This is a genomic window from Microbacterium sp. Root180 (genome assembly GCF_001428485.1).
Taxonomy (GTDB): Bacteria; Actinomycetota; Actinomycetes; order Actinomycetales; family Microbacteriaceae; genus Microbacterium.
In genome coordinates this window covers 235389-260358 of the sequence record NZ_LMHS01000002.1, presented here as the reverse complement: position 1 = coordinate 260358, position 24970 = coordinate 235389, and the positions used below count along the sequence as shown (strand labels likewise).

General features: G+C 68.5%; 19 protein-coding genes. 10 read left to right on the top strand and 9 right to left on the bottom strand.

All coding sequences use genetic code 11. The annotated features are described in order from the left end of the window. The first annotated feature begins 25 nt into the window (after window positions 1–25). Window positions 26–2485, top strand: coding sequence for a DNA topoisomerase (ATP-hydrolyzing) subunit A (locus ASD93_RS05515; RefSeq protein ID WP_056119874.1), 2460 nt, complete (start codon window positions 26–28; stop codon window positions 2483–2485). 29 nt (window positions 2486–2514) lie between these two features. On the opposite strand, the gene ASD93_RS05510 is transcribed toward ASD93_RS05515, so the two are convergent. Further along, window positions 2515–4587, bottom strand: a complete 2073-nt coding sequence (locus ASD93_RS05510) for a DNA gyrase/topoisomerase IV subunit B (protein WP_056119871.1) — start codon at window positions 4585–4587, stop codon at window positions 2515–2517. A 169-nt stretch (window positions 4588–4756) separates the two neighbouring features. On the opposite strand from ASD93_RS05510, the gene ASD93_RS05505 reads away from it, so the two are divergent. Next, window positions 4757–4981 (top strand): hypothetical protein, encoded by a 225-nt coding sequence (locus tag ASD93_RS05505; protein ID WP_056119869.1) that lies wholly within the window; start codon window positions 4757–4759, stop codon window positions 4979–4981. 80 nt (window positions 4982–5061) lie between these two features. Here the strand turns inward: ASD93_RS05505 and ASD93_RS05500 are convergent, their stop codons facing one another. From ASD93_RS05500 to ASD93_RS05490, 3 genes are all read right to left on the bottom strand, one after another. Then, window positions 5062–5757 (bottom strand): coenzyme F420-0:L-glutamate ligase, encoded by a 696-nt coding sequence (locus ASD93_RS05500; RefSeq protein WP_056119866.1) that lies wholly within the window; start codon window positions 5755–5757, stop codon window positions 5062–5064. Next, window positions 5754–7166, bottom strand: coding sequence for an RNA polymerase sigma factor (locus ASD93_RS05495; RefSeq protein ID WP_056119862.1), 1413 nt, complete (start codon window positions 7164–7166; stop codon window positions 5754–5756). Before ASD93_RS05495 ends, ASD93_RS05500 begins: the two co-directional genes overlap by 4 nt. A gap of 224 nt (window positions 7167–7390) precedes the next feature. Next, complete coding sequence (locus ASD93_RS05490) at window positions 7391–8314, bottom strand: proteasome assembly chaperone family protein (protein WP_056119860.1); 924 nt, start codon at window positions 8312–8314, stop codon at window positions 7391–7393. An 86-nt stretch (window positions 8315–8400) separates the two neighbouring features. Here ASD93_RS05490 and ASD93_RS05485 point away from each other — a divergent pair, with 86 nt between their 5' ends. The 3 genes from ASD93_RS05485 to sucB all read left to right on the top strand — a co-directional run bounded on the left by ASD93_RS05485 (window position 8401) and on the right by sucB (window position 13113). After that, window positions 8401–9876: a leucyl aminopeptidase gene (locus ASD93_RS05485; RefSeq protein WP_056119857.1), complete on the top strand. Its 1476-nt coding sequence runs from the start codon at window positions 8401–8403 to the stop codon at window positions 9874–9876. Beyond that, window positions 9876–11249 carry a dihydrolipoyl dehydrogenase gene (gene lpdA / locus ASD93_RS05480; RefSeq protein ID WP_056119854.1) on the top strand — a complete coding sequence of 458 codons (1374 nt, stop codon included), beginning with the start codon at window positions 9876–9878 and terminating at the stop codon, window positions 11247–11249. Before ASD93_RS05485 ends, lpdA begins: the two co-directional genes overlap by 1 nt. 61 nt (window positions 11250–11310) lie before the next feature. After that, window positions 11311–13113 (top strand): 2-oxoglutarate dehydrogenase, E2 component, dihydrolipoamide succinyltransferase, encoded by a 1803-nt coding sequence (sucB, locus tag ASD93_RS05475; protein WP_056119851.1) that lies wholly within the window; start codon window positions 11311–11313, stop codon window positions 13111–13113. Between the two features lie 12 nt (window positions 13114–13125). On the opposite strand, the gene ASD93_RS05470 is transcribed toward sucB, so the two are convergent. After that, entirely contained in the window at window positions 13126–14436 is a 1311-nt protein-coding gene (locus tag ASD93_RS05470) for a hypothetical protein (RefSeq protein ID WP_056119849.1), read from the bottom strand. A gap of 125 nt (window positions 14437–14561) precedes the next feature. On the opposite strand from ASD93_RS05470, the gene ASD93_RS05465 reads away from it, so the two are divergent. Beyond that, window positions 14562–15272 (top strand): DUF4191 family protein, encoded by a 711-nt coding sequence (locus ASD93_RS05465; RefSeq protein WP_056119846.1) that lies wholly within the window; start codon window positions 14562–14564, stop codon window positions 15270–15272. A gap of 108 nt (window positions 15273–15380) precedes the next feature. Here the strand turns inward: ASD93_RS05465 and ASD93_RS05460 are convergent, their stop codons facing one another. Next, entirely contained in the window at window positions 15381–15803 is a 423-nt protein-coding gene (locus ASD93_RS05460) for an RDD family protein (protein WP_056119843.1), read from the bottom strand. 103 nt (window positions 15804–15906) lie between these two features. On the opposite strand from ASD93_RS05460, the gene glnA reads away from it, so the two are divergent. Continuing rightward, entirely contained in the window at window positions 15907–17331 is a 1425-nt protein-coding gene (gene glnA / locus ASD93_RS05455) for a type I glutamate--ammonia ligase (protein WP_056119840.1), read from the top strand. Window positions 17332–17470: 139 nt separating this feature from the next. Here the strand turns inward: glnA and ASD93_RS15695 are convergent, their stop codons facing one another. The 3 genes from ASD93_RS15695 to ASD93_RS05430 form a co-directional block, all read right to left on the bottom strand. After that, on the bottom strand, window positions 17471–17926 hold the full coding sequence (locus ASD93_RS15695) for a tyrosine-type recombinase/integrase (RefSeq protein ID WP_082569196.1): 456 nt from the start codon (window positions 17924–17926) through the stop codon (window positions 17471–17473). Between the two features lie 393 nt (window positions 17927–18319). After that, window positions 18320–20329, bottom strand: coding sequence for a cell wall-binding repeat-containing protein (locus ASD93_RS05440; protein ID WP_056119831.1), 2010 nt, complete (start codon window positions 20327–20329; stop codon window positions 18320–18322). A gap of 1236 nt (window positions 20330–21565) precedes the next feature. Then, window positions 21566–22546, bottom strand: a complete 981-nt coding sequence (locus ASD93_RS05430) for an aldo/keto reductase (protein WP_056119825.1) — start codon at window positions 22544–22546, stop codon at window positions 21566–21568. Window positions 22547–22678: 132 nt separating this feature from the next. Between ASD93_RS05430 and ASD93_RS05425 the strand changes: the two genes are divergently transcribed. The 3 genes from ASD93_RS05425 (at window position 22679) to ASD93_RS05415 (ending at window position 24961) form a co-directional block, all read left to right on the top strand. Beyond that, window positions 22679–23542, top strand: a complete 864-nt coding sequence (locus tag ASD93_RS05425) for a helix-turn-helix transcriptional regulator (protein WP_056119822.1) — start codon at window positions 22679–22681, stop codon at window positions 23540–23542. Between the two features lie 121 nt (window positions 23543–23663). Then, on the top strand, window positions 23664–24203 hold the full coding sequence (locus ASD93_RS05420) for a hypothetical protein (RefSeq protein WP_056119819.1): 540 nt from the start codon (window positions 23664–23666) through the stop codon (window positions 24201–24203). Window positions 24204–24469: 266 nt separating this feature from the next. Continuing rightward, complete coding sequence (locus ASD93_RS05415) at window positions 24470–24961, top strand: hypothetical protein (RefSeq protein WP_056119816.1); 492 nt, start codon at window positions 24470–24472, stop codon at window positions 24959–24961. Window positions 24962–24970 lie beyond the last annotated feature (9 nt).

Genomic DNA, 24970 nt, shown 5'->3' with positions numbered 1-24970 from the left:
CTCCGCCGTAACCCGAGGCTCAGTCATGCCCGCATCCCGCACCGAATCCGCCCCCATCGACCACGGCCGCATCGAGGACGTCGATGTCTCCACCGAGATGCAGGGGTCCTTCCTCGAGTACGCCTACTCGGTGATCTACTCGCGGGCTCTGCCCGATGCCCGTGACGGCCTCAAGCCCGTCCAGCGCCGCATCCTCTTCCAGATGGCCGACATGGGCCTGCGCCCCGACCGCGGCCACGTCAAGAGCGCCCGCGTCGTCGGCGAGGTGATGGGAAAGCTCCACCCGCACGGCGACGCGCCGATCTACGACGCCCTCGTGCGCCTCGCCCAGCCCTTCTCGCTCCGCGTGCCGCTCGTCGACGGTCACGGCAACTTCGGATCGCTCGATGACGGCCCGGCCGCTCCGCGCTACACGGAGGCGCGCCTCGCCGCCGCCGCTCTCGCGCTGACCGAGAACCTCGATGAAGACGTCGTCGACTTCATCCCCAACTACGACGGGCAGTTCCAGCAGCCCGAGGTGCTCCCGGCTGCCTACCCGAACCTGCTCGTCAACGGCGCCACGGGCATCGCGGTCGGCATGGCGACGAACATGGCGCCGCACAACCTGATCGAGGTCGTCGGCGCCGCGATCCATCTGCTCGACAACCCCGAGGCCACCGTCGAGGAGCTCATGGAGTTCGTCCCCGGGCCCGACCTGCCGTCGGGGGGCATCATCGTCGGCCTGGACGGGATCAAGGACGCCTATGCGAAGGGCCGCGGTTCGTTCCGCACCCGCGCGAAGGTCTCCGTGGAGTCCCTCGGCCCCCGCCGCACCGGCATCGTCGTCACCGAGCTGCCCTACCTCGTCGGTCCGGAGCGGATCATCGAGAAGATCAAGGACGCGGTCACCGCCAAGAAGCTCCAGGGCATCTCCGACGTCACCGATCTCACCGACCGTCATCACGGCCTCCGCCTGGTGATCGGGATCAAGACGGGGTTCGATCCGCAGGCGGTGCTCGATCACCTCTACCGCCTCACCCCGCTCGAGGACTCGTTCAGCATCAACAACGTCGCACTGGTGGACGGCCAGCCCCAGACGCTGGGTCTGCGCGACCTGCTGAGCGTCTATCTCGCCCACCGCCTCAGCGTGGTGACGCGGCGCAGCGCCTACCGGCTGGCACGGCGGAAGGAGCGGCTGCACCTCGTCGAGGGTCTGCTGATCGCGATCCTCGACATCGACGAGGTCATCCAGGTCATCCGCACCTCCGACGACGGCGACGCCGCGCGCACACGCCTCATGGACGTCTTCGATCTGTCGGAGCCGCAGGCGGAGTACATCCTCGAGCTGCGGCTGCGTCGCCTCACGCGGTTCTCCCGCATCGAGCTCGAGGCGGAGCGCGACAAGCTCAAGGCCGAGATCGCCGAGCTCGAGGAGCTTCTGGGCAGCGAGGTGCTGCTGCGCGCGCAGGTCGCTCGCGAGCTGGATGCCGCCGCGGAGACGTACGGCACGCCGCGCCGCACCCTGCTGCTCAACGGCGGGCCGGTCGCTCCACGGTCACGGGCGGCGGCCGCCGCGGCGGACCTGCAGATCGCCGACACGCCGTGCCGCGTCTTCCTTTCCGCGACCGGTCGCATGGTGCGCGCCGAGCTCGCCGCCGACGTGCCCAATGGCGGAGTCGTTCCGCCGTCGCGCCGTGCGAAACACGATGCGATCCGCGCCGCGGTCGACACCACCACGCGCGGCGACGTCGGCGCCGTCACGAGCCATGGCCGCCTCATCCGCTTCTCCCCCGTCGACCTGCCGTCGGTCCCCGGCAATTCCGTACAGCTCGCGGCCGGCACGCGTGCCGATCAGTACCTGGGGCTCGGCTCGGGAGAGCACGTCGTCGCGATCGTGCCGCTCGAGGACGCCCCGCCGATCGCGATCGGCACCCTTCACGGCACCGTCAAGCGCGTCGCCGCATCCGAGCTCGGCACCAAGCACGACATCGAGATCATCGCGCTGCGCGACGGAGACCGGGTCGTCGGCGCAGCGCCGGCCTCGGACGGGGCGGAGCTCGTCTTCGTGGCGAGCGATGCCCAGCTGCTCCGGTTCGACGCCTCTTCGGTGCGACCGCAGGGACGCTCCGCCGGCGGCATGGCGGGGATCCGCCTGACCGACGGCGCCGAGGTCATCGCGTTCACCGTGGTGGGAGCATCCGACTTCGACGCCGTCGTGGTGACCGTCGCAGGCTCGGGAGCTGCTCTGGCAGGAACGGATGCCGGGAGCGCGAAGATCTCGGCGTTCACCGAGTTCCCTGCGAAGGGCCGCGCGACGGGCGGGGTCCGGGCCCAACGGTTCCTCAAGGGCGAGGACGCCCTCACCCACGCGTGGATCGGCTCCGACCCGCGAGCGGTCGGCGCCGACGGCTCGACGCGCGCACTGCCGGAGCCCGGCGCCAAGCGCGACGCCTCGGGCACTCCGCTCGACGGCGTGATCGGCGCGATCGGCACCGGCATCCGCTGAGGACGGCACTCCCGCCGGGCGCGCGCGTCTCAGGCGTCGATGCGCTCGCGCGCCAGCCGGTCGCTCGAATCGATGATGAACTCCTTGCGCGGGGCCACATCGTTGCCCATGAGGAGTTCGAAGACGGATGCCGCGCCCTCGGCATCCTCCATCCGCACGCGCCGCAGGGTCCGGCCGGCGCGATCCATCGTGGTCGTCGCCAGCTGATCGGCGTCCATCTCCCCCAGGCCCTTGTAACGCTGCACGGGCTCCTGCCAGCGCTTGCCCGCCTTCGTGAGCTTGGTGAGCAGTCCGTGGAGCTCCTGCTCGGAGTAGGTGTAGATGGTCTCGTTGGGCTTGGTGCCCGGGTTCATGACCACGACGCGATGCAGCGGCGGCACGGCGGCGTAGACGCGGCCGTCGTCGATGAGCGGACGCATGTAGCGGAAGAACAGCGTCAGCAGCAGGGTGCGGATGTGCGCGCCGTCGACATCGGCGTCGCTCATCAGGATCACCTTGCCGTAGCGCGCCGCTTCGAGGTCGAACGATCGGCCCGAGCCGGCGCCGATCACCTGGATGATCGCGGCGCACTCCGCGTTGGACAGCATGTCGCTGATCGATGCCTTCTGGACGTTCAGGATCTTGCCGCGGATGGGCAGCAGCGCCTGATACTCGCTGTTGCGAGCGAGCTTCGCCGTGCCCAGCGCCGAATCGCCCTCGACGATGAACAGCTCGGAAGCCTCGACGTCGTTCGTGCGGCAGTCGGCGAGCTTCGCCGGCAGCGAAGACGACTCGAGCGCGTTCTTGCGTCGCTGGGTCTCCTTGTGCGCGCGTGCCGAGATGCGGGCCTTCATCTCGGCGACGATCTTGTCGAGCAGAAGCGCCGTCTGCGCCTTGTCGTCACGCTTGGGTGACGTGAACTTCGCCGTGAGCTCGCGGGTGATCACGTTGGCGACGATCTGGCGCACGGCCGGTGTGCCGAGCACCTCCTTCGTCTGGCCCTCGAACTGCGGCTCGGGCAGGCGCACGGTCAGCACGGCCGAGAGCCCGGCCAGGATGTCGTCCTTCTCGAGCTTGTCGGACCCGCTGAACTTCAGTCGGCGGGCATTCTGCTCGACCTGAGTGCGCAGCACCTTCATCAGACCGAGCTCGAACCCGGCCTGGTGCGTGCCGCCCTTCGGCGTCGAGATGATGTTGACGAAGGAGCGCGACGTCGTCTCGTATCCGGTTCCCCACCGCACCGCGACATCGACTTCGCACGTGCGCTCGAGCTCGGTGGGAACCATCGCGCCCGTCGGCTGCAGCACCGGCACCGTCTCGGTGAAGGTGCCTGTGCCGGTGAGGCGCCAGGTATCGGTGATCGGCGCATCTGGGGCGAGGAAGTCGGCGAACTCCGAGATGCCTCCGTCGTAGCGGTAGCTCGTCTCGACCGGCTCTTCGGCGCGCTCGTCGCGGATGACGATCTCGAGCCCGGGAACGAGGAAGGCGGTCTGGCGCGCGCGCTGCTCGAGCTCCTGCGCGCTGAAGGCGGCGTCCTTCGTGAAGATCTGAGGGTCGGCCCAGTACCGGATGCGCGTGCCGGTCACACCGCGCGCCGCCTTGCCTGCGACCCGCAGCTCGCTGCGGTCCTCGAACGGGCTGAACGCGGAGTTCGGTGCTCCGTTGGCGAAGATCCCCGGCTCTCCGCGGTGGAACGACATCGCCCAGGTCTTCCCGCCGCGGTCGACCTCGACGTCCAGTCGCTCCGAGAGCGCATTGACGACGGATGCTCCCACCCCGTGGAGACCGCCCGAAGCGGCGTACGAGCCGCCGCCGAACTTGCCGCCGGCGTGCAGCTTCGTGAAGACGACCTCGACGCCCGACAGGCCGGTGCGGGGCTCGATGTCCACCGGGATGCCGCGCGCCTGGTCGCGGACCTCGACGCTGCCGTCGGCGTGGAGCACGATGTCGATCCGCGAACCGTGACCGGCGAGGGCCTCGTCGACGGAGTTGTCGATGATCTCCCACAGGCAGTGCATGAGCCCACGGGAGTCCGTCGACCCGATGTACATGCCGGGGCGCTTTCTCACCGCCTCGAGCCCCTCCAGCACCTGGAGATGATGGGCGGAGTACTCGGCTGTCACAATCTCCAAGAGTATCCGCCGCGCCTCCGTGAGCGGATCCGACACGCTTCTGGGAGCCTCGCCGTACGCGCTCAGCGAAATGTGACCGGTTCGCGGCATTCTCGAAACAAAGGCGTGGTTGTATTTCATGACCTGCAACGGAGTTCTATCTGAACGAGGAGGTACCGACATGACCACGCTTTCGACACCCACCGAGGCCGGCACCGTCCTCGAGCACCGCCTGACGGCGGCCGACCGCTGCGACTCGTGCGGCGCACAGGCCTACATCGCCGCCGAGGTCAACGGCAGCGAGCTGCTCTTCTGCGCCCACCACGGCCGCAAGTACGAAGAGAAGCTGCGCACGATCGCCACGTCGTGGCACGACGAGACGGCGCGCCTGGCCGAGTCGGTCTGATCCGGTCCGCGCCACCGTCCACCAGCAACGCGAAAGGGCGGGCTCTCGATGAGAGCCCGCCCTTTTCGCGTTGCCGCGGGTCAGACCTGGCGAACGATGCCGAGCGGTGTGGACTCGTGGCCCTGCCCGAGCGGGTTGTCCTTCAAGATGGCGACGAGTCGCTTCTCACCGGCCGAATCCAGCGTGGATCCGAGGATGTTCCCGCCGATGTCGTTGATGTCGACCACGGCCACCTGTGCGGGCACGCCGAGGAGGCTCTGCACGTGCTGCGCGACCTGCTTCGGCTTCGCCGGACCGAGCACGACGGCGGTGTTGTACGGCGGGATGGTGTGCGCGGTCGGACCGTCGATCGAGCGGGCCTTGTAGCCGGCGACCCGGTAGAAGTCTCCGCGACGCCCGAAGAGCTTCGTGACGGCCGAGACGGCCGCCGCGAGCAGGATGCGCAGCGTACCGCACTCGCGCAGCGCCATCTCCATCGTCTCGGGCATGCCGAGGCCGATGCCGTAGCTCGTGCGCGTGACGTACTTCGACAGGAAGCGGGCGAGGCGGCGCGGCTGGATCTCATCCAGCTGATACGACCGGCCCTGCGTGATCGCCACGATCTTCTCGGTGACGAACAGAAGGTCGCCCTCGCGGACCAGCTCACCCGCGTACTCGCGCACGAACGCGTCGAGGTCGTCGCCCGGCATGACGACCCGCGTGCGGATCGGAATGCGGGCGTACGCCGAGTCTTCGACCTTGACGGTGAGCGCCTTGCCGGCGTTCGCCTCGCTCACTCGAGGTAGTCCCGGAGGGACTGCGATCGGGACGGATGCCGCAGCTTGGCCATCGTCTTGGACTCGATCTGACGGATCCGCTCGCGCGTCACGCCGAAGGTGTCGCCGATCTGGTCGAGGGTCTTCGGCTGGCCGTCGCCGAGGCCGAAGCGCATGCGGATCACGCCGGCCTCGCGCTCGGAGAGCGAGTCGAGGAGCGATTCGAGCTGGCGCTGGAGCATCGTGAAGCCCACGGCGTCGGCCGGAACGACCGCCTCGGTGTCCTCGATGAGGTCACCGAACTCGCTGTCGCCGTCTTCGCCGAGCGGGGTGTGCAGCGAGATCGGCTCGCGGCCGTACTTCTGCACCTCGATGACCTTCTCGGGGGTCATGTCGAGTTCGCGGCTGAGCTCTTCGGGCGTGGGCTCGCGGCCCAGGTCCTGGAGCATCTGGCGCTGCACGCGGGCGAGCTTGTTGATGACCTCGACCATGTGGACCGGGATGCGGATCGTGCGGGCCTGGTCGGCCATGGCGCGGGTGATGGCCTGACGGATCCACCACGTGGCGTAGGTCGAGAACTTGAAGCCCTTGGTGTAGTCGAACTTCTCGACCGCACGGATCAGGCCGAGGTTGCCCTCCTGGATGAGGTCGAGGAACTGCATGCCACGACCGGTGTAGCGCTTGGCGAGCGACACGACCAGACGCAGGTTCGCGCCGAGCAGGTGCGACTTCGCGCGCTGGCCGTCGCGTGCGACCCACTGGAGGTCGAGTCCCAGCTGAGAGGACTTCTCGGCCGCAGACATGTGCGACAGCTTCTCTTCGGCGAACAGACCCGCCTCGATGCGCATCGCGAGCTCGACCTCTTCGGCCGCGTTGAGGAGCGGGACCTTGCCGATCTGCTTCAGGTAGTCCTTGACCGGGTCGGCGGTGGCGCCGGTGATCTGCGTCGAGTAGACGGGCACATCGTCCTCGTCGCTCGACGAGATGACGATCGCACCGGTCGGCAGGGGCTCGGTGAACGCCGGCTTCGTGCTCTCCTCGTCGTCGTCCTCCGCATCGGTGTCATCGGATGCGGCGGCCTCGTCGTCAGCCTGGGCCGGGGCGGCCTTCGTGCCGCGACGCGCGGGACGCGTCGGCGCGCTGGTCTCCTCCGAGTCGTCGGAGTCGTCGTCGAGGGCGTCGACGTCGAGCTCGACTTCGTCGATCTCGACGTCGTCCTCCACCTCGTCGTCCTTCGCCGCCTTCTTCGAGGCGGTCTTCGGCGCCGCCTTGGCGCGCGTGGTGGTCTTCTTGGCGGCAGGCTTAGCCGCCGCGGTCTTCGCGGCAGGCTTGGCCGCGGACTTCGCGGGCGCCTTCGTCGCGGTGGTGGTCTCGTCCGCTTCGGTGTCCTTCGCGGCCGAGCGAGCCTTGGTGTTCGTGCCTGAGGTCACGTTTCGCCTTTCACCGGAAGCATGGGCCGCACGCCGCCGGTAGATTTCGGACACTAGTAAGACCCTTGTCAAGTCCTCGCTCCGCCGAGATGACCTCACGGAACCAGTTGACAACGGGTCAGAGCATCCAGTATCTCATACTTGCGATGGGCCGCCAGCACGGGCTGCCGTCGCGCCACATCATTCTCCCCCTGCAACATCGGGGAGTGCTCGCGCATTCCGCGTCAGGAGCCGCGCTTGTCGTCTTCGCCGGTCGGGCGGGTCGCCAGGAAGCGCTCGAGCTCGGCGGCGAGCTCGTCCGCACTCGGGAGATCACCGGTGTGGATCATCGGCGTGGCGAGCGTGGATCCGGCCATGTAGGCGTCGTACCGCTCCTCGAGTCCCTCGACCATGCGCGAGAGCTCCTCGCTGCCGCTCACCTGGTCGCCGACCTTGGTGAGGTAGTCACGGTTCTCCTCGCGGAGCTCCTCTCCCGTGAACACGAGCCCGGTCGCGACGGTGACGCTGTCGAGCGCGGCCAGTGCGGCCGCCGGGTACTCCGTATCCCCCAGATAGTGCGGGACGAGCAGGACGAAGCCGGCCACGTCCGCGCCGGCCTCCGCGAGGCGGTACTCCAGAAGGTGGCCGGCGGTCGCGGGGACCTGGGTGTGCGGCTGCCACACCGAGTGCGCCGCGGTCAGCTCGGTGCGCGTGCCGCTCACCGTGGTGCCGATCGGGCGCGTATGGGGAACCGGCATGGGGATGGCGTGCACCCATGTCACCGTCGACACGCCGAATTCCTCGACGAACGCCACCACGGCGGCCGTGAACGCATCCCACGCGAAGTCGGGCTCGTACCCCGAGAGCACCAGGAACGGCTGACCGAGGGCGTCGTGGGCGAACGACAGCTCGAGGCGCGGCGGACGATAGTCCGTGAGGTGGGTCTGGTCGAAGGAGATCACGGGCCGGCGCGCGCGGTAGTCGAGGAGCACGTCATTGGTGAACACGATCAGCGGCGTCGGGGCGAGATCGTCGCGGACGTAGTCCACGACCTGGCTCACCGCACTGCCCGCGTCGGTGAATCCGGTCAGCGCGATCACCAGCGGCAGGCCCCGCGGCACCGGGGGCGCGGACGCAGAGCGCTCGAACAGCGGGCCGGAGAGGGGCATACCCCCATGCTACGAGCCGCCGCCGACGGTCCGGGTCTCGCCGATCCCGCTCAGAGCGAACACGCGACCTCCCTAGGATGGAGGTCATGTCGTTTCCCGACCTCGCGTACAGCGATGCACAGATCCGAGAGTCCGACGCCGACGCGATCCTGATCGCACTTCCCCCCGTCGAGGGCGATGCCGCCCCCGACCTGAGCGACTGGCCGGGTCTGCTCGATGCCCTGGTCGCCACCGGCTTCACCGGTGCCGCGGGTTCGCTGCAACGGGTCTACGCACCCGAGTCCACCACACGGCCGCTCGCGGTCGTGGGAACCGGAACAGCTCCGGATGCCGCGGCCCTGCGCGACGCGGTCGGTGCGGCGATCCGCAACCTGACGGGGTTCGAGACCGTCGCCGTCAGCGCGCCGTACGCCGATCCGCAGCTGTGGACCGCACTCGCCGAGGGTGCGGCCCTCGGCGGCTACCGTTTCGACGGCTACAAGTCGGAGGCCCCGAAGCCGCGCGCCGCGCGCGTGGTCGTGCACGGCACGGTCGAGGAGGATGCCGGCGCTCTGGCCACCGTCATCGCCACAGCCGACGCCGCCGCGCTCGTCAAGGACCTCGTCTCCATCCCGGCCGAATGGCTCGGTCCCGCCGACTTCGCCGATCGCGCACGCGCGTCGGTGGAGGGCCTCGACGTGACCGTCGACGTCCTCGATGAGGAAGCGCTGCGCGAAGGCGGCTACGGCGGCATCCTCGGCGTCGGCCAGGGATCGGACCGGCCGCCGCGCCTGATCCGCCTGTCGTACGCCCCCGAGGGCGCGACGCGCCACGTCGCGCTCGTCGGCAAGGGGATCACCTTCGACACCGGCGGTCTCTCGCTCAAGCCCGCCGCCGGGATGGTCGGCATGAAGTACGACATGTGCGGAGCCGCGACGGCGCTGGCGGTCCTGCGTGCCGTCGCCACGATCGCCGCCCCGGTCGCGGTGACGGCCTGGCTGTGCGTCGCGGACAACATGCCCTCTGGCCGCGCCACGCGTCCCGGCGACGTGCTGCGAATGCTCGACGGCACCACGGTCGAGGTGCTGAACACCGACGCCGAGGGTCGCCTGGTCCTCGCGGACGGGCTGGTCGCCGCGAGCCGCGAGCATCCGGATGTCATCGTCGATGTGGCCACCCTCACCGGTGCGATCACGATCGCGCTCGGCACCCGTCACACCGGCGTCATGGGTGACGACGATGCGGTCGCGGCCTACCTCGCCGCCGCCGCGGCGGAGTCGGAACCGGCGTGGCGGCTTCCGCTCCCGGCCCACATGGTCGACGAGCTCGACTCCCCCATCGCGGATCTGCAGAACGCCAAGATCGGCGATCCCGCCGGGGGCTCTCTGTTCGCAGGGCTGTTCCTGCGCCACTTCGTCGGCCGGACATCCGACGCCGCCGATGCACCGCGCATCCCGTGGGTGCACCTCGACATCGCCGGAGTCGGCATGAACAAGGGCGGGGGCTACGGGTTCACCGACAAGGGCCCCACGGCAGCCACGGTGCGCAGCCTGATCCGATTCGTCACGACAGAGGAGTCCTGATGACCGACCACACCTTCGACCTCGTCGTCCTGGGCGGTGGCAGCGGCGGCTACGCCGCGGCCCTGCGCGCGGCCGAGCTCGGCAAGTCCGTCGCACTGATCGAGAAGGACAAGGTCGGCGGCACCTGCCTGCACCGCGGCTGCATCCCGACCAAGGCGCTGCTCCACGCCGCCGAGGTCGCCGAGACGGCACGGGATGCCTCGGCCATCGGCATCCGCGCGTCCTTCGACGGCGTCGACCCTGCCGGCGTCCGCGCCTACCGTGAGGGCATCGTCGCGAAGAAGTACAAGGGCCTCGAAGGGCTCGTGAAGGCTCGCGGGATCACCGTCGTCGCCGGTGAAGGACGCCTCGAGGCCGGCCCCGGGGTGCGCGTGGGCGACGATCTCTACCGCGGCACGGACGTCGTGCTCGCGACCGGCTCGTACAGCCGCACACTCCCGGGTCTCGAGATCGGCGGCCGCGTGCTCACCAGTGAGCACGCCCTCGAACTCGACGAGATCCCGTCGCGCGTCGTGATACTCGGCGGCGGCGTCATCGGCGTGGAGTTCGCGAGCGTGTGGCGCTCGTTCGGGGTCGACGTGACGATCGTCGAGGCGCTGGACCACCTCGTGCCGAACGAGGACGTGGCGCTCAGCAAGGCGCTCGAGCGCGCCTTCCGTCGCCGCGGGATAGCGTCGTCGCTCGGTGTGCGCTTCCAGAGCGTGTCGCAGACCGCCGACGGAGTCACCGTGACCCTCGAGGACGGCAAGACCTTCGAGGCGGATTACCTGCTCGTCGCGGTCGGGCGAGGCCCCGCGACGGCCGGACTCGGCTACGAGGAGGCGGGCCTCACGATCGATCGCGGGTTCGTCGTCACCGACGAGCGCCTGCGTACCGGCGTGACCCACATCTGGGCCGTCGGCGACATCGTCCCCGGTCTGCAGCTGGCGCACCGCGGCTTCCAGCAGGGCATCTTCGTGGCCGAGGAGATCGCCGGACTCTCGCCGGTCGTGATCCCGGACACGCAGATCCCCAAGGTGACCTACAGCCACCCGGAGGTCGCGTCCGTCGGTCTCACCGAGGCCCAGGCGGCCGAGGCACACGGCTCCGACGGCATCGCGTCGTACGAGTACAACCTCGCCGGCAACGGCAAGAGCGAGATCCTCGGCACCGGCGGCATCGTCAAGGTCGTCCGCGTCAAGAACGGTCCCGTGGTGGGCGTCCACCTGGTCGGCGATCGCGTCGGCGAGCTGATCACGGAGGGGCAGCTCGCCATCGGCTGGGAAGCCCATCCCGAAGACATCGCGCCGTTCGTCCACGCCCACCCGACCCAGAGCGAAGCCCTGGGCGAAGCGTTCCTCGCGCTGGCGGGCAAACCGCTCCACGCGCTCTGACGCTCGGGCCTCGCGGCATCACTAAGCTAGACCCGATATCCATTCCTAAGGAGACATCGACATGAGCACTTCCGTGGTCCTCCCCGCTCTCGGCGAGAGCGTCACAGAGGGTACGGTCACCCGCTGGCTCAAGCAGGTCGGCGACACTGTCGAGGCGGACGAGGGCCTGCTCGAGATCTCCACGGACAAAGTCGACACCGAGATCCCGTCGCCGGTGAGCGGCGTGATCGAGGAGATCCTCGTCCAGGAGGACGAGACCGTCGAGGTCGGTGCCGTCCTCGCCAAGATCGGCGATGGATCGAGCGCACCCGACGCCGCCCCGCAGCCCGAGGCCGCCCAGGCGGAGCCTGCCGCCGCTGCCGCGCCCGCTGAAGAGGCGCCGGCCGAGCCCGAGCCCGCCGCGCCCGCGCAGGAGGCCCCCGCACAGGAGGCGCCCGCCGAATCCGCTCCGGCGGCGGCTCCCGCCTCCGGTGGCAAGGAGGTCGTGCTCCCCGAACTCGGCGAGAGCGTGACCGAGGGCACCGTGACGCGCTGGCTGAAGAAGGTCGGCGACGACGTCGCCGTCGACGAGCCGCTCCTCGAGATCTCCACCGACAAGGTCGACACCGAGATCCCGTCGCCGTTCGCCGGCACCCTGCAGGAGATCCTCGTCCAGGAGGACGAGACCGTCGGCGTCGGCGCACCCCTCGCCCGCATCGGCGAGGCAGGTGCGGCCGCCGCGCCCGCCGAATCGCCCGCGCCCGCCGAATCGCCCGCGCCCGCCGCATCCGAGGCTCCGGCCCCCGCACCGCAGGCCGAGGCCCCCGCTCCCCAGGCCGAGGCGCCCGCACCGCAGGCGGAGGCGCCCGCACCGCAGGCGGAGGCGCCCGCTCCGGCAGCAGCCCCCGCTCCGCAGGCGGCCCCGCAGGCGGCGCCCGCTCCGGCCGCGTCGGCGGTCACGGACGATTCCGACGTCGTGTCCTACGTCACTCCCCTGGTGCGGCGTCTCGCTCAGCAGCAGGGAGTCGACCTCGCCTCCGTCACCGGCACGGGAGTCGGGGGCCGCATCCGCAAGGAAGACGTCCTCAAGGCCGCGGAGGCGGCGGCGGCCCCGGCCGCCTCGGCCCCTGCTCCCGCACCGGCCGCGCCGGCACCGCTCGAGGTCTCGCCGCTGCGCGGCACGACCCAGCCGATGTCGCGTCTGCGCAAGGTGCTCGCGGAGCGCGCGGTCGCATCGATGCAGTCGACCGCGCAGCTCACGACCGTGGTCGAGGTCGACGTCACCAAGCTCTCGTCGTTCCGCGACAAGGTGAAGGCCGACTTCCAGTCGAAGACCGGCGACAAGCTGTCGTTCCTGCCGTTCTTCGCGCTCGCGGCCGCCGAAGCCCTGCAGGCCTATCCGGTGGTGAACTCGACCGTCGACGGCACGGACATCGTCTACCCGCCGACGGAGAACCTCTCGATCGCCGTCGACACGGAGCGCGGCCTCCTGACGCCCGTGCTCCGCGACGCGGCATCCAAGAATCTGGCGCAGATCGCGCACGAGATCGCCGACCTCGCCGCCCGCACGCGCGACAACAAGCTGAAGCCCGACGAGCTGGCCGGCGGCACCTTCACGCTCACCAACACGGGTTCGCGCGGTGCCCTTTTCGACACGCCCGTCGTGTTCCTGCCCCAGTCGGCCATCCTCGGAACCGGCATCGTCGTCAAGCGCCCCGGCGTGGTGAGCGTCGACGGCAAGGACGCGATCTCGGTTCGGTCCTACGTCTACCTGGCGCTCTCGTACGATCACCGGATCATCGATGGCGCGGACGCCGCCCGCTTCCTGGGCGCCGTCAAGACGCGTCTCGAGGCCGCGGCATTCGAGGGCGACCTCGGCATCTGATCTCTGCGGTCATCATGGCTGCTGCGCGGCGTCCTGGACATCGCGCAGCAGCCATTCGCCGTCTCTGAGCGCGATCACGACAAGCTGGGACGGCATCTCCTTCGCCGAGTCGTCCACACGCAGCACGGCGATCCCACCGAAGTCATCGAGCAGCACGAGCACTCGCCGTTCGGCGGAGACTGCCGCCCCCTGCAGACGCGCGGCTCCGTCCATCGCGATCTCGGCGAGGCAATCGCCGTCCTCGTCGCAGTCGTCGAGTCGCTCGAGCAGAACTGCCGCGACGGCCTCCAGATCTGCGGCCGGGAGCGAGCCGGACCCGGCTTCCGTGCCGGCATCCGGTCGTGCGTCCGCGGTCTCCTCATCCGCCGACGCAGCCACGCGGGGAAGCGCGGTCGGCGTCGTCGCCGCCGTGGGTCCCGCGCCCCCCGCAGTGGCCACGCTCCCCTCCCCGTCCGGCCACATCAGACCCACGCACAGCACGGCTGCGGCGATCCCGGCACCGAGGATCAGTGGTGCACGGCGGCGCTCGCTCCGTGCACCGCGCGCCCGGCGCCACACCGACGTCGTCGCGCGGGAGAAGAGGTCGGCGACGTCCGCGTCGACATGACGGGCGAGTGACTCCCACAGCCCGCGAGGCGACTCACGGACCACCGCACCGACCTGATCACCACGCACCGCCGGCAGCGTCTCGGCACGGGCCACGCTGGGGCCGAGGCCGAGCGGGATCGGATCCGCGATGGCGAACAGACCCAGCTCCGCGCGGTCCAGTTCTGCCGCGGACACGCGCAGCGCCGCGACCGCGGCAGTCGCGTCGTCCCATGCCCTCGGATGCGGCACGGCGCGCGCGAGCGCTTCGAGCACCATGAGGGTGTCGTCGCGGACGGGCGGGGCTGCGGCATCCGTCGCGAAGACCGGCCGCCCCGCGTCGGTGAGCCACCATTGCCCTGCGACCCCCTCGCGCTCGAGGAGCTCGGTTCCTCCGCGCAGAAGGCTCACCCCGATCGTCACTGCCTCGCCCCGTGCGAGCGGGACGGCCGACGCCTGCCTTCGGGTGATGAACGCCTCGAGCGACTCGGGGCACACCGGGAGGATCACCTCGTGACCGCCCGGGATCCGAACGATGTCGAGGGGGCCGAGCACGTGCCCGTCGGGCTCGGCCCGCCACCCTCCCCAGTCGTGTCCGAGCATCTCGGCATCGACGAGCACCCCGCGCTCGCCCGACGGCAGGCTGGTGAGCATGCCCGGCCACGGGCCGTCTCCTGGCGCCGCGATCGGCCGGACGGCACGGAACGGCGACGTCAGGCGGTCTTCGAGGCGAGTCACAGGCCCACCCTCCGCGACTGCAGCGGCCGCCTCGCCGGGGAGAGCACATGCGGTGAGGATCGCCTGCGGCGAACGTCCTGGGGAGGAGCCGTTGGACGCACCCGCGGAAAGGTAGGCTGGACCCCATGGCCGCCCGCAGTTCCGCACCCGAGAAGCGCCCCGGTTTCTTCTCGCAGATCCGCTCCCTCTACACCTTCACGCAGCAGGCGTTCCCCTGGCTGCCGTGGATGCTCGTCGGCATCGTGCTGCTCGGCATCGCCGTGGGTGTCGGCATCGGGTTCTTCATCCCGCCGGTCGCGATCTGGAGCATGATCCTCTGGGGCATCACCGGCCTCATGCTCGGCGTGCTCGGCGGACTCATGCTCATGACGCGTCTCTCGACGAACGCCATGTACAAGAAGATCGATGGGATGCCGGGCGCCGCCGGTCACGTCCTGTCGACGTCGCTCGGCCGCAAGTGGCAGGCCGCCGACATGCCGGTGGGCGTCAACCCGAAGACGCAGGAGGCGGTCTACCGCGCGGTCGGTCGCGGTGGCGTCGTCATCGTCGGCGAAGGCGCCCGCGGGCGACTCACGCGCCTGGTCAACGACGAACGCTCCAAGGTGCAGCGCGTCGCGTCGGGCGTGCCGGTCACCGTCTTCTACATCGGCCACGGCGAGGGCGAGGTGCCGATCTCGAAGCTCTCGTCCTCGATCAAGTCGCTGCCGAACAAGATCGACCGCTCCACGATGGCCGCGGTCATCAAGCGCATCGAGTCGGTTTCCCAGTCGCTCTCGTCGATGCCGATCCCGAAGGGGATCGATCCGACGAAGGTCCGCGCGCCGCGACCGCGCTGACGCGTCGTCAGGCGCGCAGGAGAATCGTCCCGGCTGCCTTGTCGAGTCGCTTCGACGAGAGATCGAGTAGGCCGCGCAGCGCCCGTATCGAGATCCGTGGTGCCGGTGTCAGGCGCGCAGGAGAATCGTGCCGGCGGCCTTGTCGTGAAGGCCGCGCTGGTCGGAGTCCCAGATCACTGCGGGGATGACCACGATCAGCAGCAGCGTTCGGACGATCGGGCGCCAGAGTCCCACCCAGGCACCGTCGATGCGCACGACGCGCAGGCCGAAGATGCGGTGCCCGGGGCTCCCCTGCAGGGTCGGGATGAACACCACCTGGATCGCCGCGAAGATCGCGAGGATCGCCAGCGGATCCCACCCGAAGAAGCCCGAGATCAGATACGCGGCGCCGTAGTCGAGGAACAGCGCCCCGATCCGGCGCCCCAGTCGTCCGATCGATCCGGATCCCTCTCGCGGGAGTCCGAGGCGTTCGCCGGGGTAGCTGTAGGCGCTCTCAGTCACTGTTCCAGCGTAACCAGGCGCATGTAACATCCCCGAAACAATGGTGTCACTGCCGGGCAATGCCTCCCGGGTACCGTGCCACACAAGCGCGCACGCGTGCGGCAGTTCCCGACGCCCTACCTCTGGAGCCTTCATGTTCAAAGATTCATCCGAGGTGCTCAAGTTCATCAAGGACGAGGACGTCAAGTTCCTCGACATCCGTTTCACGGATCTTCCTGGTGTTCAGCAGCACTTCAACATCCCGGCCTCGACCGTCGACGAAGAGTTCTTCACGGTCGGCCAGCTGTTCGACGGCTCCTCGATCCGCGGGTTCGCGAACATCCACGAGTCCGACATGCAGCTCATCCCCGACGTGTCGACGGGGTACCTCGACCAGTTCCGCGAGGCGAAGACCCTCGTGATGGTCTTCGACATCTACAACCCGCGCAACGGCGAGATCTACTCGAAGGACCCGCGTCAGGTCGCGAAGAAGGCAGAGAAGTACCTCGCCTCCACCGGCATCGCCGACACCGCGTTCTTCGCCCCCGAGGCCGAGTTCTACATCTTCGACGACGTGCGCTTCGAGGTGAAGCAGAACTCGAGCTTCTACAGCGTGGACTCCGAAGAGGGCGCCTGGAACTCCGGTCGCGAGGAAGAGGGCGGAAACCTCGCCAACAAGACCCCGTACAAGGGCGGTTACTTCCCGGTCAGCCCGGTCGACAAGACGGCCGACCTGCGCGACGACATCACGCTGAAGCTCATCGAGGCCGGTTTTATCCTCGAGCGCTCGCACCACGAGGTCGGCACCGGTGGTCAGCAGGAGATCAACTACCGCTTCGACACCATGGTGCACGCGGCCGACGACATCCTGAAGTTCAAGTACATCGTCAAGAACACGGCTGACCAGTGGGGCAAGACGGCGACCTTCATGCCGAAGCCCCTCTTCGGTGACAACGGCTCGGGCATGCACACGCACCAGTCGCTGTGGCTCGACGGCAAGCCCCTCTTCTACGACGAGAAGGGCTACGGCGGCCTGTCCGACACCGCCCGCTGGTACATCGGCGGCCTGCTGGCCCACGCGCCGGCCGTGCTGGCGTTCACCAACCCGACGATCAACTCGTACAAGCGACTGGTCAAGGGCTACGAGGCTCCCGTCAACCTGGTCTACTCGGCCGGAAACCGATCGGCGGCCATCCGCATCCCGATCACGGGCTCCAACCCCAAGGCCAAGCGCATCGAGTTCCGCGCGCCGGATGCCTCGGGCAACCCGTACCTCGCCTTCGCGGCGCAGCTGATGGCCGGCCTCGACGGCATCAAGAACCGCATCGAGCCGCACGAGCCCGTCGACAAGGACCTCTATGAGCTCCCGCCCGAGGAGGCCAAGAACATCCCCCAGGTGCCGAACTCGCTGCTCGACTCGCTCGACGCCCTCGCGGCCGACCACGAGTTCCTGCTGGCCGGCGGCGTGTTCACGCCCGAGCTGATCGAGACCTGGATCGAGTACAAGATCGAGAACGAGATCAAGCCGATCGCGGCGCGTCCTCACCCGTTCGAGTACGAGCTGTACTTCGGCGTCTAGCCAAGAGTCGCGGAATCACGCGGCAGAATGGCCTATCAAGGCCGCTCAGTCCGCAGACAGTCCGCAAGAATCCTGTTCCAGCACAGCAGAAGAGCCCCATCGTACAACGCGGCGGGGCTCTTCTCGTGCGGCAAGAGGCCTACTCCCCCACGGCGAGAGGCCGCGTGGCGAACGCTTCGGACACCGCGGCGCGCGTCGAGTCGTCACGGTCTGGCCAGATGTGCCCGTAGGTGTCGAGGGTGGTCTTCGCCGACGAGTGGCGGAGGCGTGTCTGTACGGTCTTCACGTCGAGCCCTGACGCGATCAGCAGCGACGCGAAGTAATGCCGCAGGTCGTGAACGCGGAACCCTTCAGGCAAACCGCCAACGGTCCCTCGCGCTCGACGGAATGCCGTTTCGAACGTGTAGGGCGCGACCGGACGCCCGAAGACACCGACAAAATCAGCGTCGGCGACTTGTACGCCTGCGGCACCCGCGCGAGCTCGAGCGCGAGGTCCGGCGGGATCGGAACTGGCGTGCGGCTCATGTCCGTCTTCAGTGACTCGAGCGGGTCTGGATCGCTGGGGAGATGCTGCCGCGCCTGAAGTCAACGTCACTCGTGCGGAGTGCGACCAGTTCCGCTACCCGCAGACCCGCGAACGCGCCAAGGAGCACACTGGGGCGCATCCCTTCCGGCATCGCGTCATGCAGCGCCCAGATCTGCGCCGTGGTCGCCACGTAGGGACGTTGCTTCCCGACACCCGGGGCTCGTGCGACGTCCGACAGGGTTCCGGACTATGAGTCCGTCGTGGGCGGCGTCGTCGAGGATGTGCTTCAGGCGAGCGTGCAAGGCGTACCGGGTTGATGCGGCCAGCCCTTCAGCGTTCAACTCGCTCATCCATGCGCGCACATCGGAGGGTCGCACGGCGCCGAGCTCGTAGACACCGAAACTGTCGACAATGCGCCGCAGGTGCACTTCCGCCTGTCGCCCGTGGTCTCGGTTCAGCGTGCTACCGCTTCGACTTCCGATATCCCGCAGCGACCGCGGCAGCCTCGGTGCGGAAGCAGTCCTCGGGGTTCGTCGCGTCATAGAACTGTCCATAGGGCATGTGGTAGATCCACTCACCCGACGAGCTCTGATTGCCCTTGATCGGTGCCCAGGACGGGCAGTTCCAAGAGTCGGCGGGCGCCGTCCGTGACGGATAGCCGACAGCAGCAGTCGCACTCGAGGTCTTCGCCGCAGTAAGCCAACCAGTCTTCGAGCCGGTCACCTTGACGCTGATCTTCTTGCCAGCCATGCCGGCGGAGACAGCGAGGTACTTGCCCGATGCGCCAGAGATCGCGGTGCCGTTTGCGTACCAGCGATAGGCGAACGATGTGCCATTGGTCCAGTTGCCCTCGTTCGCGGTCAGCGTGGATGTGACGCGCGGGTTGCCGCTGATCGACGGGGTGCCCACGGTGAGGCATCCGGTGTTCGAGGCGGCTGCGTCGCTGACGACAGCAGCGCCTCCCATGACGATGAGGTTGGACGCGTTGAGGCTGGCGACCGAGTTGTGGACGCCTTCGGGCGTGCACGCCGCCGTGGTGACGTACAACGGTGCGCCGATTCGTCCAGCCATGGCCGCGCCAGCGAGCGCGTCGGGGAAGTTCGTGCCGGTCGCGAGGAACATGGTGCTCGAGGATCCGGACGGGAAGAACGCACTGTTGATCAGAGCAGCGGTGTCGTAGCGTGACGCGCCGCCGAAGCGGGACACGTTGTATCCGAGGTTGTTCAGCTGCGACTGGATGCCGTTGGACACGACACCGGTGCCGCCTGCGATCACCACGTTGGTCGCGCCAAGGTTGGACAGCGAGGCGAGAGCGTCGGCGTCGAGCGTTCCGGCGGTGCCCTTCACAAGCAGAACTGGAGCACTGCGCGCGCCAGCCGCACCTGTGGCCGCGAGGGCATCGGGGAACGATGCGCCGGTAGCCAGGAACACCGTGCTGGACGACGGGAAGATGGACGACACGATGCTCTGCCCGGTCGTGTACCGGTTAGCACCGGCGAAACGCTCGGTGGGCGCGATCGTGGCGAGCACGTTCTTCACGGAATCGGACACGGCACCGGTGCCGCCGATGACGTAGATGTTCTGCGGTGCGAGGCGCTGGATCTCCTGCAGCACCACGGACGGCAGCGACGTCGGCGTCGTCAGGAGCAGCGGGCCACCGACGAGCGCTGCAGCAGCTGCAGCGGAGAGCGCGTCAGGGAAGTTGGTGCCGGTCGCGACGAAGACGGCAGGAACGCCGGGCGCGTACCGCTGTGACACCTGAATCGCGGTCTCGTACCTGCTCGCACCGGCGAGGCGCGTGGTCCCGCCAGGGAAGGGCGCGATGACGGTTTCGCCGCCGGTGCCGGGATCAGCAGGCGTGCCAACGACCGGTGCGAGAGGCGCAGCCACGGCGAGCGTCCCGCAGCCCGCGAGCACGTTCTGGATCGCGGTCTTCTCGGTCGAGTTCACGGCGAGGTTCCAGCGCCACTTCACCGTCACCCAGTCGGTGACGTACTGGCAACGTGCCGAGCTCAACGGCGGGAGCCACGCGGACGGATCCTTGTCCGACTTCGCCGTGTTCACCGCCGCGGTGACCATGACGAGTGTGGCCGGGTAGTCGGTCTCGTTCGAATAGGCGGTGCGCTGTGCTTCGGTCCACGCGTATGCACCGGAAACCCAGGTCTCCTTCATCGCGACGAGGTGATCCATCTCAAGCGCAGTCGACTCGGTGTGCGTCACACCGTCGTAGTACGAGAACCACTCGCCCGTCGTGACCGTGCACGTCCCGGTAACCGTCGCCGGAACCAGAGTCTCCTCGAGCAGAACCTCTTGACGAGTGCGGCAACCGTCCGAGTCAAGATCCTGACCCTCGAAGAACAGATCACGGTTGTACGTCACCGACACCGGCGCCTCAACGCGCAGATCATCGAGCAACGCTGCGACCGTGGTGGAATCACCCGGCGTGATGGTTGCAGCCTGCGCGGGAGTCACCGCGACGAGCGTGGACAGGACAATAGAAGCGCCGGCCACCATGGCCAGGCGCGCACGAATACGCAAAGGAACAGTTCCCCCAGAGAGTGGTTCACGAGTTGGAACAATCACAGGTTACAGAGGACGCCTGGCAAAAGGCCGCGCGCCCGACACTGTCGGCACCCCCGCCCTATCCTGATCGCCTAGGCCGGGAACGGGGATCCGGCTGGGGTGACGAAGAACAAGCGCTACGAGGCGCATTACGACCGCCTGAACGACGAGCGAATGCGCGAAGCCTCCCCATCGCCATGCACGCTCCCCTCGTCCGCCTACGGACCGCAGAGCCTCGAGCGGGTGCCGCGCGGTCAGAGCGAGCCGGCGGTGTGGGCGTGGGTCAACTGGCCGCACAAGCGCGCTGAACGACTCGAGGCGTTCGCTGTCGCGTGGAATGATCGCGCGGTGATCGTCGAGTGGGACGGTGTGGGTGGATCCCGAAACACGGTCGTATGGCGCAACGCCGTGGCGCGGCGAGGCTCATCGTCCGGACCGTCCGATGCGCCTGATTGCGTCCGTCCATGACGCACCCAGAAGCGGAAGTCCCCAGACGTAGCGCCTCGAACCAGCGGATCTTCGAGCAGGCTGCGCGACTCCCCGCCGGGCTTCGTGTGCGGGTCGTGCCAGCTGCTGTTCATCCACAGTGACGCCTGAGCGCGAGCCCCGAATCGGGGTTACCCGGAGAAGCGAGGAACAGTAGTGTCCACACATGACTCTCGCTCAAGGGTTGGCGTTGGCTGGTGGACTACTGGAACTCGTGGCATTGCGCCTCGCGCTCTTCAGCCTCGCCCGAGTATGGCGCGGCAAATGGGGCGAGAACGACAAGCGCTGGACTGAGCAAGACACCGAGTCGCGGAACGAGACTCGGCATGCGCTGGTGTAGGCAGGTGCGTTCGCTGTGGTTGGTCTCGTCCTCCAAGCGTGGGGCGCCGTGATTCCCACCTGACTACCGCTCAGTCCGCGGCCAGTCCGCAAGAGCCTCGACTCCTCGCAATCACCGTCCATCAACCTGAGGCGCGAAACCCGCGGAATCACGCGGATCTCTATCGCCCGCGACTACTTGCAATCATGCCTGTCGAGTACGAGCTGTGCGTCGGCGTCTGAGTCGTTCCAGCACCGCGAAGGGCCCCGGGAGACCGGGGGCCCTTCGTCGTGCTCCGGGAGGAGCGGATGCCGCATCCTGCGGGCCCGCGCCGGGCTCGGTCAGCGGTCGATCGAGACCATGTTGGCCTCGTCGTGGCGCGCACCCGCGGCGGGCTCGAGCGAGGTGAGGCGGTCGATCTGGTCATCGGTGAGCTCGACGGCATCCGCCGCGATGTTCTCCTCCACACGATCGACACGGCGCGTGCCGGGGATCGGGGCGATGTCATCGCCGCGGGTGAGGATCCACGCGAGAGCCGTCTGTGCGGGGGTCGCGCCGATCTCGGAGCCGATCGCACGGACCTCGTCGACGAGGCGGAGGTTGCGATCGAAGTTCTCTCCCACGAAGCGCGGGTTGGTCTTGCGCCAGTCGTCGTCGGGAAGCTCCTCCGCGGAGCGGACCTGTCCGGTGAGAAGGCCGTGTCCGAGCGGCGAGTACGGAACGAAGCCGATACCGAGCTCGCGGAGCACGGGCAGGATCTCCGCTTCGACATCGCGAGTCCACAGCGAGTACTCCGTCTGCAGCGCGGTGACCGGCTGCACGGCATGCGCGCGACGGATCGTCCGCACGGATGCTTCGGAGAGACCGAAGTGCACGACCTTGCCCTCGGCGATCAAGTCGGCGACGGCAGCGGCCGTCTCTTCGATCGGCGTGTGCGGGTCGACCCGGTGCTGGTAGTAGAGGTCGATGTGATCAGTGCCGAGACGCCGCAGCGAACCCTCCACAGCCGCCTTCACATTCGCCGCGCTGCTGTCCCTGACGCCCGGGCCGCCTCCGGAGTGAGAGACAAGACCGAACTTCGTCGCGATCTTGACGTGTTCGCGACGCCCACGGATCGCTTCGCCGACGATCTCCTCGCTGAGGTAGGGGCCGTAGATCTCTGCGGTGTCGATGTGGCTGACGCCGAGCTCCAGCGCCCGGTGGATCGTGCGGATCGACTCGCGGTTGTCGAGAGCGCCGCCGGTCGTGTACGTGCCGGCCATCGTCATCGCTCCGAGACCGATGCGGGAGACCTCGAGGCTTCCGAGGTGTGCGTTCTTCATGCGGGTGTCCTTCTCTGCGGTATCGGCTGATGAGTCCAGTCAACGCCGACCCGCGCGATCTAGCGCGGCCCCACTTATGGGTGCCCCACCGGGGACCCCGTCGGGCCGCGGCATCGGCGTACTTTGGGTCCTATGGACACCCCAGGCGAGATCGGCGCGTTTCTCACGTCGCGTCGAGCAAAGCTCACCCCCGCCGACGTCGGCCTCCCCGATTTCGGCGGACGGCGCCGTGTACCCGGGTTGCGCCGCGAGGAAGTAGCGCTCGTCGCAGGAATGAGCTCCGAATACTACAAGCGCCTCGAGCGGGGGAACGCCATCGGCGTCTCGGCGGCGGTGGTCGACGGCATCAGCCGCGCACTCCAGCTCGACGACGCCGAGCATGCTCACCTGAACGACCTCATCCGCGCCGCGAACGCCGGCGTCAACCCCCAGCGCCGCCCCGTCAGGAAGACGCAACTCACTCCGAGCATCCGACAGACGATCGACGCGATGTCGACGGTTCCCGTGTTCGTGCAGAACGGCCGCCTGGATGCTGTCGCGGTCAATCGTTTGGGCGGTGCCCTGTTCTCGGAGATGCTCGATGACACGCGTCCTCCGGCGAATGCGGCTCGGTTCGTATTCCTCGACGCGCGCGCGCAGACGTTCTACCGCGAGTGGGACGGCCAGACACGGCAACTCGTCGCCGTCCTCCGCGCAGAGGCCGGAAGGTCCCCGTACGACCGTCAGCTCAGCGATCTCATCGGCGAGCTCTCCACCCGCAGCGATCTGTTCCGCAAGCTCTGGGGTGCCCACGACGTGCGAGAGCACCGCACCGGCCTGAAGTCCGTGCATCACCCGATCGTCGGCGATCTCGATCTCACCTTCCAGGCTCTGGACTTCGCGTCCGATCGGGGCCTTCAGATGATCGTCTTCTCCGCCGAACCCGGCTCGGTGACGCTCGAGCGCCTCCAGCTGCTCGCCAACCTCACCGAGACGACGCAGGTCGCGCCGAGCTGACGATCGGGTCGTCGACGTCGCGGCGCGCACGTCTCCTCCCGGGTCCGACAGACCGCCGAACGCCGGATCCGGGGTGTGGATAACTCCGACCCGTCCGACGAAGGCTCGTTAGCGTGGGGCGATGACCTCGCCGACGAAACTCCTCGCCGTCGCGGGCCTCGGCCTCGCCGTGGCTCTGGCGGGCTGCACGCCCGCTCCGACCGATGCCGACCCGACGCCGAGGTTCGCCAGCGAGGCCGAGGCGTTCGCCGCCGCGGAGGCCACGTATCGCGAGTACGTGAAGGCGTTGAACGAGGTCGATCTCAGCGATCCCGAGACGTTCGAGGGCGTCTATGCCTGGACGACGGGTGAGGCAAATGCGGGCGAACGCAAGACGCTTTCACAAATGCACGCGGACGGTTGGACTGTGAGCGGCCATACCGTCATGGCGGACTTCCATGGACTGGCGGCCACGGTCGAACCGGAGGACGAGCCAACCGTCACGGCCGTCGTGTGCAGCGATGTTAGCGAAGTACGGGTTACGGATAGCTCTGGCAAATCGATGGTGGGCCCGGATCGACGGGACACCTACGCGCTCGAGGTGAGATTTGTGCTCAAGGAAGAGACCCCTACACTGCTGATCGACTCAAGCACAGCCATCGAGGACGCTCGATGCGCCTGATAGCCGTTGCGGCCGTTGTTGGGTCGTTACTCGCGGCCGCGCCAGCGAGTTCCGGTTGTCAGGGGTCAAGCACGTGGACGCAGTGCGACGTCTCCAACTCCGGCACCACCGTCGACATCTCCGCGGGCTCATCGAACCCCGGCTCGAACGCACCCTCCACTCCATCACAGGACTCCCCCGGTCGTCAGTCACCGCAACAGCCCGGCACGACTCCCGCACCCGAAGACTGCGGCCCGCTGGGCTGCCGCGGCAACTACAGCGTCGTCGTGATCCCCGACGTCACGCTCGCCGACCTGGCCTCGTTCCGGCCCGCAGCGCCACGTCTCACCGGGCAGCCGACCGGATTCGGGATCGCGGGGATGCCGGCGAATCTGGTGGCTGCGGCATCCGTGCAGTCGATCCCGGGGACCGTCCTGGACTGGGACGTGACCGTGCGCTTCACCCCGGTCGCGTTCGAGTTCACCCACGGCGACGGCACCACCGCCGTCCACACGACCGGCGGCGCGACGTGGGAGCAGCTCGGGCAGCCGCAGTTCTCCCCGACCACCACGAGCCACGTCTACCGTGAGCGCGGCACCTACACCGTCGCGGTCGCGGTGAGCTACGCGGCAGCCGTCGACTTCGGCAACGGGACGTGGCGGCCGGTGCCGGGCTACGTCACCGCGACCAGCGGTGGCTACGAGGTGCAGGTGCTCGAAGCTCGCACGGCCCTCGTCGACAAGACCTGCATCGAGGACCCGAACGGGCCGGGGTGCTGATGCGGCCGA

Coding starts and splice junctions, on each gene's coding strand:
- ASD93_RS05515 (WP_056119874.1), top strand. CDS start 26: ATGCCCGCATCCCGCACCGAATCCGCCCCCATCGACCACGGCCGCATC.
- ASD93_RS05505 (WP_056119869.1), top strand. CDS start 4,757: ATGACCACGCTTTCGACACCCACCGAGGCCGGCACCGTCCTCGAGCAC.
- ASD93_RS05490 (WP_056119860.1), bottom strand. CDS start 8,314: ATGCCCCTCTCCGGCCCGCTGTTCGAGCGCTCTGCGTCCGCGCCCCCG.
- ASD93_RS05485 (WP_056119857.1), top strand. CDS start 8,401: ATGTCGTTTCCCGACCTCGCGTACAGCGATGCACAGATCCGAGAGTCC.
- lpdA (WP_056119854.1), top strand. CDS start 9,876: ATGACCGACCACACCTTCGACCTCGTCGTCCTGGGCGGTGGCAGCGGC.
- sucB (WP_056119851.1), top strand. CDS start 11,311: ATGAGCACTTCCGTGGTCCTCCCCGCTCTCGGCGAGAGCGTCACAGAG.
- ASD93_RS05465 (WP_056119846.1), top strand. CDS start 14,562: ATGGCCGCCCGCAGTTCCGCACCCGAGAAGCGCCCCGGTTTCTTCTCG.
- ASD93_RS05460 (WP_056119843.1), bottom strand. CDS start 15,803: ATGTTACATGCGCCTGGTTACGCTGGAACAGTGACTGAGAGCGCCTAC.
- glnA (WP_056119840.1), top strand. CDS start 15,907: ATGTTCAAAGATTCATCCGAGGTGCTCAAGTTCATCAAGGACGAGGAC.
- ASD93_RS05430 (WP_056119825.1), bottom strand. CDS start 22,546: ATGAAGAACGCACACCTCGGAAGCCTCGAGGTCTCCCGCATCGGTCTC.
- ASD93_RS05425 (WP_056119822.1), top strand. CDS start 22,679: ATGGACACCCCAGGCGAGATCGGCGCGTTTCTCACGTCGCGTCGAGCA.
- ASD93_RS05420 (WP_056119819.1), top strand. CDS start 23,664: ATGACCTCGCCGACGAAACTCCTCGCCGTCGCGGGCCTCGGCCTCGCC.